Source organism: Paenisporosarcina sp. P4_E4_2, assembly GCF_056401595.1.
On the sequence record NZ_JBFUJC010000433.1, the window covers coordinates 1 to 2,293 of the forward strand.

The 2,293-nt window shown below is 40.8% G+C and carries 2 protein-coding genes; both read right to left on the reverse strand.

Annotated elements, in window-relative coordinates:
- Positions 1–288: 288 nt before the first annotated feature.
- The gene (gene lysS, locus AC1DSB_RS18290; RefSeq protein WP_477531802.1) at positions 289–1,779 is read right to left on the reverse strand and encodes a lysine--tRNA ligase; all 1,491 of its coding nucleotides are present in this window, start codon (positions 1,777–1,779) and stop codon (positions 289–291) included.
- Positions 1,780–1,972: 193 nt separating this feature from the next.
- Positions 1,973–2,293 (reverse strand): tRNA-dihydrouridine synthase (locus AC1DSB_RS18295; protein ID WP_477587305.1); only part of this gene is annotated, 321 nt, incomplete at its 5' end.

Genomic DNA, 2,293 nt, shown 5'->3' on the forward strand with positions numbered 1-2,293 from the left:
TTATTGTTGACGTTTTGCTGTTCAGTTTTCAAGGTTCATTTCGTTGGTCACTCTCGCGACAGCAACTTTTATATCTTAGCAAATCCAGATTGTCATGTCAACAAAAAGTTTTGCTTTTTCATTTTTGTTTGCCGCTTGTTTTGGCGACTTGATTACTATACCACCATACAAAAGGGTGCACAAGTCTTTTTAAAATTAAAAGATTATTAAAATAATAGACCCCTAATTTTTCATTGAAAACAAAAAAGAAGCCGGGACGTAACCCGACTTCTTTCTTGTATTGTTTACTTAATCACGATGACGCATTTGTGGGAATAACAGTACATCGCGAATCGAAGGAGAATTCGTTAACAACATAATTAAACGATCAATCCCGATTCCCAGTCCACCTGTTGGCGGCATTCCGTATTCCAGCGCTTCGATAAAGTCGTCGTCCATTTCATGTGCTTCATCATTACCCGCTTCTTTTTCAACAAGCTGCGCTTCAAAGCGTTCGCGTTGATCGATTGGGTCATTTAATTCCGTAAAGGCATTTGCATGCTCACGACGAACAATGAATAACTCAAAACGATCTGTAAAGCGACCGTCTTCAGGATTTTTCTTAGCCAATGGCGAGATCTCCACTGGATGCCCATAAATGAAAGTAGGTTGAACTAATGACTCTTCCACTTTTTGTTCGAAGAACTCGTTAAGAACATGTCCCACTTCCATAGAAGGTTTCACATCTACCCCGTGCTCTTTTGCAAAAGTGTGTGCTTGTTCTTTCGTCATCTCTACCCAGAAGTCTACTCCAGTAACTTCTTTGACTGCATCTGCCATGTGCAGACGTTTCCAGCCTGGAGATAAATCAATTTCATCTTCCCCATACATTACTTTCGTTGTTCCCAGGACATCTTGAGCAACATGTGCGATTACGTTTTCAGTTAACGCCATGATGTCGCGGTAATCAGCGTATGCTTCATATAACTCAAGCATAGTGAACTCAGGGTTGTGACGCGTTGAGATTCCTTCGTTTCGGAATACGCGTCCGATTTCATATACTTTTTCAAGCCCACCGACGATTAAACGTTTCAAGTGAAGCTCGATTGCGATACGCATATATAAAGTCATATCCAATGCATTGTGGTGTGTAATGAATGGACGAGCTGCTGCTCCACCCGCAATTGCATGCATAAGTGGCGTTTCAACTTCAAGGAAACCTTGTCCATCCAAATAACGACGCATCGATTGGATGATACGGCTACGTGTAATAAATGTATGTTTGCTGTCTTGGCTTGTAATCAAATCTAAATAGCGTTGACGGTATCGTTGCTCCACATCTTTTAAGCCATGGAATTTTTCAGGCATCGGACGAAGTGCTTTCGTTAAGAATGTAAATTCAGTCGCTTTAACTGAAAGTTCTCCAACCTGTGTACGGAAAACCGCACCACGAACACCCACGATATCTCCTAGGTCAGCAGTCGTGAACAAATGGTAAGCTTCTTCACCAATTGCATCTTTGCGTACATAGATTTGGATTTGTCCATCGAAGTCTTGAAGGTGAGCGAATCCAGCTTTCCCTTTTCCACGCTTCGTCATGATTCTTCCGGCAATTGTTACTTCTTTTGGCTCTTCATCTAATTGTTCTTTTGAAAATTGATCGAACTCCTTGCGGATACCTTCAGATAAATGCGAACGTTCGAAACGTCCACCAAATGGATCAAGACCACTTTCACTTATAGAAGTCATCTTTTGGCGTCTCACCAAAAGTTGATCGTTTAATTCATCTAAATGAGACATGTTCATTTCACTCCCTTTTCTTTTGATAGCTCCAGTTAGCCATTCATAATGAACCTATTGTACACAATTTCACATACGTCTTCACGTCTTTATTGATATTTCGRAAAAATCTCTTGGAATTTCCATAATTCCGAGAAATTATTTCTATATATAAAAGAGCTATCACCAAAAGTGACAGCTCTAATAACACGTTTTACATAACGCTTGTCTCAAGTTCACGGCCTAAAGCCATTTGCTCATCTGCAAAGTTGTTAATGAATGCACGCAACTCTTGTGCGGATTCAGTTTGGTTAATCAAGTTACGAGCTTTTCCGTTTCCACGGATGCCTTTTAAGTACCATGAAGCATGTTTACGCATTTCTCGAACGGCAACGTATTCACCTTTAAGTGCCACTAAACGTTCGAAGTGAAGTAAGCAGACATCCATTTTCTCACGAACAGATGGTTCTGGCTTTAACTCACCAGACTCCAAATATTCTACCGTGCGGTAAATCATCCAAGGGTCACCTAAAGC